The organism is Streptomyces sp. MnatMP-M17, assembly GCF_900091995.1.
In the GTDB taxonomy this organism is placed as follows: Bacteria; Actinomycetota; Actinomycetes; order Streptomycetales; family Streptomycetaceae; genus Streptomyces.
Map to the genome: position 1 here is coordinate 1 of NZ_FMDK01000044.1, position 6,098 is coordinate 6,098.

Below are 6,098 nucleotides of genomic sequence, written 5' to 3' on the forward strand. Positions count from 1 at the left end.
CCTCAGCACTCGATGATGTTCACCGCGAGCCCGCCTCGGGCCGTCTCCTTGTACTTGACGGACATGTCCGCGCCCGTCTCCTTCATGGTCTTGATGACCTTGTCCAGGGAGACCTTGTGGCTGCCGTCGCCGCGCAGGGCCATCTTTGCCGCTGTGACCGCCTTGACCGCCGCCATGCCGTTGCGTTCGATGCAGGGGATCTGGACCAGACCGCCGACCGGGTCGCAGGTCAGGCCCAGGTTGTGTTCCATGCCGATCTCGGCCGCGTTCTCGACCTGTTCCGTGCTGCCGCCCAGGACTTCGGCCAGTGCGCCCGCCGCCATGGAGCAGGCGGAGCCGACCTCGCCCTGGCAGCCGACCTCGGCGCCGGAGATGGAGGCGTTCTCCTTGAAGAGCATGCCGATGGCGCCCGCCGCCAGCAGGAAGCGGACCACGTTCTCGTCCTTCTCCGCCGACGTGGCGCCGCCCGCCGCGAAGTTCATGTAGTAGTGCAGGACCGCCGGGATGATGCCCGCGGCGCCATTGGTGGGCGCGGTGACCACCCGGCCGCCCGCCGCGTTCTCCTCGTTCACGGCCATCGCGTAGAGCGTGATCCACTCCATGGCGTGCGCCTGCGGATCGCCCTCGGCGCGGAGCTGGCGCGCGGAGTGGGCGGCGCGGCGGCGGACCTTCAGTCCGCCCGGCAGGATGCCCTCGCGGGCCATCCCGCGCGAGACACACGCCTGCATCACCCGCCAGATCTCCAGCAGCCCGGCCCTGATCTCGTCCTCGGTACGCCAGGCCTTCTCGTTCTCCATCATCAGCGCGGAGATCGACAGACCCGTCTCGCCCGACAGCCGCAGCAGCTCGTCGCCCGTGCGGAAGGGATACCTCAGTACGGTGTCGTCGAGCTTGATCCGGTCCTCGCCCACGGCGTCCTCGTCCACCACGAATCCGCCGCCCACGGAGTAGTACGTCTTCTCCAGGAGGAGGCCGCCGTCGCCGTCGTACGCGAGGACCGTCATCCCGTTGGGGTGGTACGGCAGGGCCTTGCGGCGGTGCAGGACCAGATCCGTACCGGCGTCGAAGGCGATCTCGTGCATACCGAGCACACTGAGCCGGCCGCTGCTGCGGATACGTTCCGCCTGCTCGTCCGCACTCTCCACGTCGACGGTGCGCGGTGAGTTGCCCTCCAGGCCGAGCAGAACGGCCTTCGGAGTGCCGTGGCCATGGCCGGTCGCGCCCAGCGAACCGTACAGCTCGGCCCGGACCGAGGCGGTGTGGGCGAGCAGGCCCTCGTTCTTGAGGCGGCGGGCGAACATCCCGGCCGCGCGCATCGGACCGACCGTATGGGAGCTGGACGGGCCGATACCGATCGAGAACAGGTCGAAGACCGAGATGGCCACGTGCGTGACTCCTTGCTGACTGGTAGACGCCGTTGTCTGCCGGGGTGGTGCAGAGATGACGCGTACATACAGATGTGTACATACATACGATCCGGGGCACCGCGCCGCACGTTCAGTGTGCGCGGTGCCCCGTGAACCCCGGCCGAACGGATGACGTCGGACCGGAGAGGCCTGAGTACTCCTGAGTACTTACTTCAGGCCCGGGTACAGCGGGTGCTTCACGGCCAGCGCGGAGACCCGCCCGGCCAGTTCGTCACGGTCGAACGACGGCTTCAGCGCCGCCGCGATGATCTCCGCGACCTCGGTGAAGTCCTCGGCGGTGAAGCCGCGTGTGGCCAGCGCCGGCGTACCGATCCGCAGACCCGAGGTGACCATCGGAGGACGCGGATCGTTCGGCACGGCGTTCCGGTTGACCGTGATGCCGATCTCGTGCAGCCGGTCCTCGGCCTGCTGCCCGTCCAGCTCGGAGTCGCGCAGATCCACCAGGACCAGATGCACATCCGTACCGCCGGAGAGTACGGAGACGCCCGCCTCGGCCACATCCGGCTGGACCAGCCGCTCGGCGAGAATCCGGGCGCCCTCCAGAGTGCGCCGCTGGCGCTCCTTGAACTCCTCCGTCGCCGCGACCTTGAAGGAGACCGCCTTGGCCGCGATGACATGCTCAAGCGGACCGCCCTGCTGACCGGGGAAGACGGCGGAGTTGATCTTCTTCGCCAGCTCCTTGGTGGAGAGGATCACACCGCCGCGCGGGCCGCCCAGCGTCTTGTGCGTGGTCGTGGTGACGACATGCGCGTGCGGCACCGGGTTGGGGTGCAGCCCGGCCGCGACCAGACCGGCGAAGTGCGCCATGTCGACCATCAGATACGCGCCGACCTCGTCCGCGATCCGACGGAACGCCGCGAAGTCGAGCTGCCGGGGATACGCCGACCAGCCGGCCACGATCAGCTTCGGACGGGACTCCTTGGCGAGCCGCTCGACCTCGGCCATGTCGATCTGACCGGTCTCGCCGTCGACGTGGTAGGCGACGACGTTGTAGAGCTTGCCGGAGAAGTTGATCTTCATGCCATGAGTGAGATGCCCGCCGTGGGCGAGATTCAGACCCATGATCGTGTCGCCGGGCGAGAGCAGCGCGAACATCGCCGCCGCGTTCGCCTGGGCGCCCGAGTGCGGCTGTACGTTCGCGTGCTCGGCGCCGAACAGCGTCTTCACCCGGTCGATGGCGATCTGCTCGATCACATCGACATGCTCACAGCCGCCGTAGTAGCGGCGGCCCGGATAGCCCTCGGCGTACTTGTTGGTCAGGACGGAGCCCTGCGCCTCCATGACCGCGACCGGAGCGAAGTTCTCCGAGGCGATCATTTCGAGCGTGGACTGCTGACGGTGGAGCTCGGCGTCGACCGCGGCGGCGACATCCGGGTCGAGCTCATGGAGCGAGGAGTTCAGAAGCGACTTCGAAGACATCACAGTCCCTGGGGTGTCAGTGGCCGGAGCACGTCAGTTGCCGGAAAAGTCTTGGTACTCGTCGGCGGTGAGCAGATCGGACGGCTCTTCCGCCACGCGCACCTTGAACAGCCAGCCGCCTTCGAACGGAGCGGAGTTCACCAGTGAGGGATCGTCCACCACGTCCTGGTTCGTCTCGGTGACCTCACCGGTCACCGGGGCGTAGAGATCGCTGACCGACTTGGTCGACTCCAGCTCTCCGCAGGACTCGCCCGCGGTCACCGTGTCACCGACCTCGGGGAGCTGGGCGAACACGACATCACCGAGGGCGTTGGCCGCGAACTCGGTGATCCCGACCGTCGACACCCCGTCCACGGGGTCCGTCAGCCACTCGTGCTCCTTGGTGTAGCGGAGCTGCTGGGGGTTGCTCATGACCTGAATTCTCCTGTACGCGGGGGAGTGGTGCGGAACGGCTGTCTTACGGAACGAGATGGAGCGGGACGAAGGGAGCCGGACGGAGCCGGAAGGAGACGGACGAGGCCGGAACCGAACGGCCCCGGGACGGCATCCCTGTGGAACGAAGGCAGAACGGGGGGCCGATGACGTCCGTATCACTTCTGGCGCTTGTAGAAGGGCAGCGCCACGACCTCGTACGGCTCGTGGGTGCCCCGGATGTCGACCCCGACGCCCGCCGTGCCCGGCTCGGCGTGCGAGGCGTCGACGTACGCCATGGCGATCGGCCTGCCCAGGGTGGGGGAGGGCGCGCCCGAGGTGACCTCGCCGACGACCGTGCCGTCGGCGACGACCTGATAGCCCGCCCGCGGGACCCGGCGGCCCTCGGCGATCAGACCGACCAGCTTGCGCGGCGGCGCGCCCGCGGCGCGCTCGGCCGCCGCCTCCAGGGCCTCGCGCCCGACGAAGGCGCCCTCGTTCGACGTCTTCTCGAACTTCACGACCCGGCCGAGGCCCGCGTCGAACGGCGTGAGAGCGGTGGTCAGCTCATTCCCGTACAGCGGCATCCCGGCCTCCAGCCGGAGCGTGTCGCGGCAGGAGAGCCCGCACGGCACCAGACCGACGCCCTCGCCCGCCTCGGTCAGCGCCCGCCACAGCGTCTCCGCGTGCTTGGGCTCGACGAAGAGCTCGAAACCGTCCTCGCCGGTGTAGCCCGTCCGGGCGATCAGCGCCGGGACACCGGCCACGGTGCCCGGCAGGCCCGCGTAGTACTTGAGCCCGTCCAGATCGGCGTCGGTCAGCGTCTTGAGGATGCCCGGCGACTGCGGTCCCTGGACGGCCAGCAGCGCATACGCGTCACGGTCGTCCCGTACCTCGGCGTCGAAGCCGGCCGCGCGGGCGGTCAGCGCGTCCAGCACGGTCTGGGCGTTGGATGCGTTGGCGACGACCAGATACTCGTTCTCGCCGAGGCGGTAGACGATCAGATCGTCCAGGATCCCGCCGTCCTCGCGGCAGATCATGGTGTAGCGCGCGCGGCCCACGGCGACGGCGCCGATATTGCCGACCAGCGCGTAGTCGAGCAGCCGGCCCGCGGCCGGACCCGAGACGGCGATCTCGCCCATGTGCGAGAGATCGAAGAGCCCGGCCCTCGTCCGTACGGCGGTGTGCTCGTCACGCTCGCTGCCGTACCGCAGCGGCATGTCCCAGCCCGCGAAGTCGGTCATGGTCGCGCCCAGCGCGCGGTGCACGGCGTCGAGGGCGGTCGTACGGGGGGCGCTGCTCGGCGGGGCGTGATTCATCGGTGTGGCTCCCAGGGCATGACGACGAGGACGGTCCTCCCCATCTGTCATCGGAACCTGAGAGGTTCACCACGACCACCCGTATCAGGGGTCATGACTTGCACCTTGGGTGGAGCCGCAGCACTGCGGCCCGCTTTTCAGATCTGCCTCGTCCGCGCGGTACGGGGCCTGAGAGATTCAAGGGAGGAACTTGCTCCTTCGGCGCCCGGCGCACACGGTGACCGGGACTCTCCCGCGCGGATTCAAACGGCCGGTATGCAGTTGGCGGGCACATCATCGCACGCATCCGGGTGGTTCGGAGCGCCTGGCCCGCAACTGGCCGGACGGCGTGAAAAGCTTGCGCCGCATTACCAATTCTTTACACTTCGTGGGCAAGGGTCATGGGCCAGGCCGACTGAGCTGACAGGGGGACGGCGAAGATGTCGCAGAGGTCCGGGGCATATGTGACGACCGCGGGGGTGCCGGCACAGCAGTCGGCTCAGCAGGGCGTGTCCGGCCGGCGAGCCGTGACACGGCCCGTGGCGGTCGTACGGGATCTGAGAGGGCGCCGGGGCCGGGTGCCGGGCGCCCTGGCCTTCACCGCGGGCGATCTGGTGGTGGTCTCCGGGCTGCCGGGCAGCGGCAAGTCCACCTTGATCCGGCGGGCCGCCGAGGGCGGCGGGATCGACTCGCAGGACGCCAGGGACCGCTGGGAGCGCAGACTGCCGGGCGGCCTCCCCTATGCCGTCTACCGCCCGCTCGTCCGTATAGCGCATTACGCGGGACTGCGGCGCGCGCTCCGCTCCGGCGAGAGCGTGGTCGTGCACGACTGCGGTACGCAGAGATGGGTACGGCGCTGGCTGGCCCGCGAGGCCCGCAGACGTGGCCGCGGGCTCCATCTCGTCCTGCTGGACGTGGCGCCGGAGGTGGCCCGCGCGGGCCAGCGGGAGCGTGGTCGCGGCGTCTCCGGGTACGCGTTCGCGCGCCACCGCAGGGCGGTCCGCCGTCTGCTGCGCGGCGCCGAATCGGGCCGCCTGCCCAAGGGCTGCGCCACGGCGGTGCTCCTGGACCGTGACGCTGCGGGAGCCCTGGACCGGATCGTCTTCCTTCCCGGACCGGGCGACTGACGGCGCGCTGACCGCCGCGCGCGGTACGGGCCGCACGCACACGCGGGTATGAGCCCCTGCCTGCGGCGTTAGGGTGCTGCGGCAGGCACGAGGGCGGAGGAAGACTGTGAATACTGCATGGCCGGGCAATGAGCTGGAAGAGGTGCTCGCCGCCTCGCTCGGCAGCCGGGGCGCGGGCGGGCGGCTGGTGGAGGTGCTCGGACGCAGCGAGGTCTGGGTGCCGCTGCCCAACGGCGGGGGCCCGGACAGTCCCGGTCTCGATCTGCCGACCCTGGAGATAGAGGGCGCGCCGTACGTCCCGGTCTTCAGCTCCCAGCAGCAGTTCCTCCAGTGCGTCGGCGCCCATATGCCCTTCACCGTGGCGCCCGCCCGCGACTTCGCCCGTGGCCTGCCTCCACAGCTCGGTATCGCCGTCA

At 69.6% G+C, this 6,098-nt stretch carries 6 protein-coding genes and 1 riboswitch; of the genes, 2 read left to right on the top strand and 4 right to left on the bottom strand.

Annotated elements, in window-relative coordinates; all coding sequences use genetic code 11:
* Positions 1-2 precede the first annotated feature (2 nt).
* The 4 genes from GA0115259_RS02645 to gcvT form a co-directional block, all read right to left on the bottom strand.
* A complete protein-coding gene (locus GA0115259_RS02645; RefSeq protein WP_093590239.1) occupies positions 3-1,385 on the bottom strand; it encodes an L-serine ammonia-lyase in 1,383 nt (460 codons plus the stop codon).
* Between the two features lie 189 nt (positions 1,386-1,574).
* Positions 1,575-2,846: a serine hydroxymethyltransferase gene (gene glyA, locus GA0115259_RS02650; RefSeq protein ID WP_093590242.1), complete on the bottom strand. Its 1,272-nt coding sequence runs from the start codon at positions 2,844-2,846 to the stop codon at positions 1,575-1,577.
* Between the two features lie 33 nt (positions 2,847-2,879).
* A complete protein-coding gene (gene gcvH, locus GA0115259_RS02655; RefSeq protein WP_093590245.1) occupies positions 2,880-3,257 on the bottom strand; it encodes a glycine cleavage system protein GcvH in 378 nt (125 codons plus the stop codon).
* Between the two features lie 179 nt (positions 3,258-3,436).
* Positions 3,437-4,576: a glycine cleavage system aminomethyltransferase GcvT gene (gene gcvT / locus GA0115259_RS02660; protein WP_093590249.1), complete on the bottom strand. Its 1,140-nt coding sequence runs from the start codon at positions 4,574-4,576 to the stop codon at positions 3,437-3,439.
* A 147-nt stretch (positions 4,577-4,723) separates the two neighbouring features.
* Positions 4,724-4,821: riboswitch (glycine riboswitch) on the bottom strand.
* Between the two features lie 174 nt (positions 4,822-4,995).
* Here gcvT and GA0115259_RS02665 point away from each other — a divergent pair.
* Positions 4,996-5,682: an AAA family ATPase gene (locus tag GA0115259_RS02665; RefSeq protein ID WP_093590252.1), complete on the top strand. Its 687-nt coding sequence runs from the start codon at positions 4,996-4,998 to the stop codon at positions 5,680-5,682.
* A gap of 106 nt (positions 5,683-5,788) precedes the next feature.
* Positions 5,789-6,098: SseB family protein (locus GA0115259_RS02670; RefSeq protein ID WP_141716429.1), on the top strand; the 310-nt coding region annotated here is incomplete at its 3' end.

Bases quoted from the DNA above. Each gene is read 5' to 3' on its own strand.
- glyA (WP_093590242.1), bottom strand. From the start codon at position 2,846: ATGTCTTCGAAGTCGCTTCTGAACTCCTCGCTCCATGAGCTCGACCCG.
- GA0115259_RS02665 (WP_093590252.1), top strand. From the start codon at position 4,996: ATGTCGCAGAGGTCCGGGGCATATGTGACGACCGCGGGGGTGCCGGCA.
- gcvT (WP_093590249.1), bottom strand. From the start codon at position 4,576: ATGAATCACGCCCCGCCGAGCAGCGCCCCCCGTACGACCGCCCTCGAC.
- gcvH (WP_093590245.1), bottom strand. From the start codon at position 3,257: ATGAGCAACCCCCAGCAGCTCCGCTACACCAAGGAGCACGAGTGGCTG.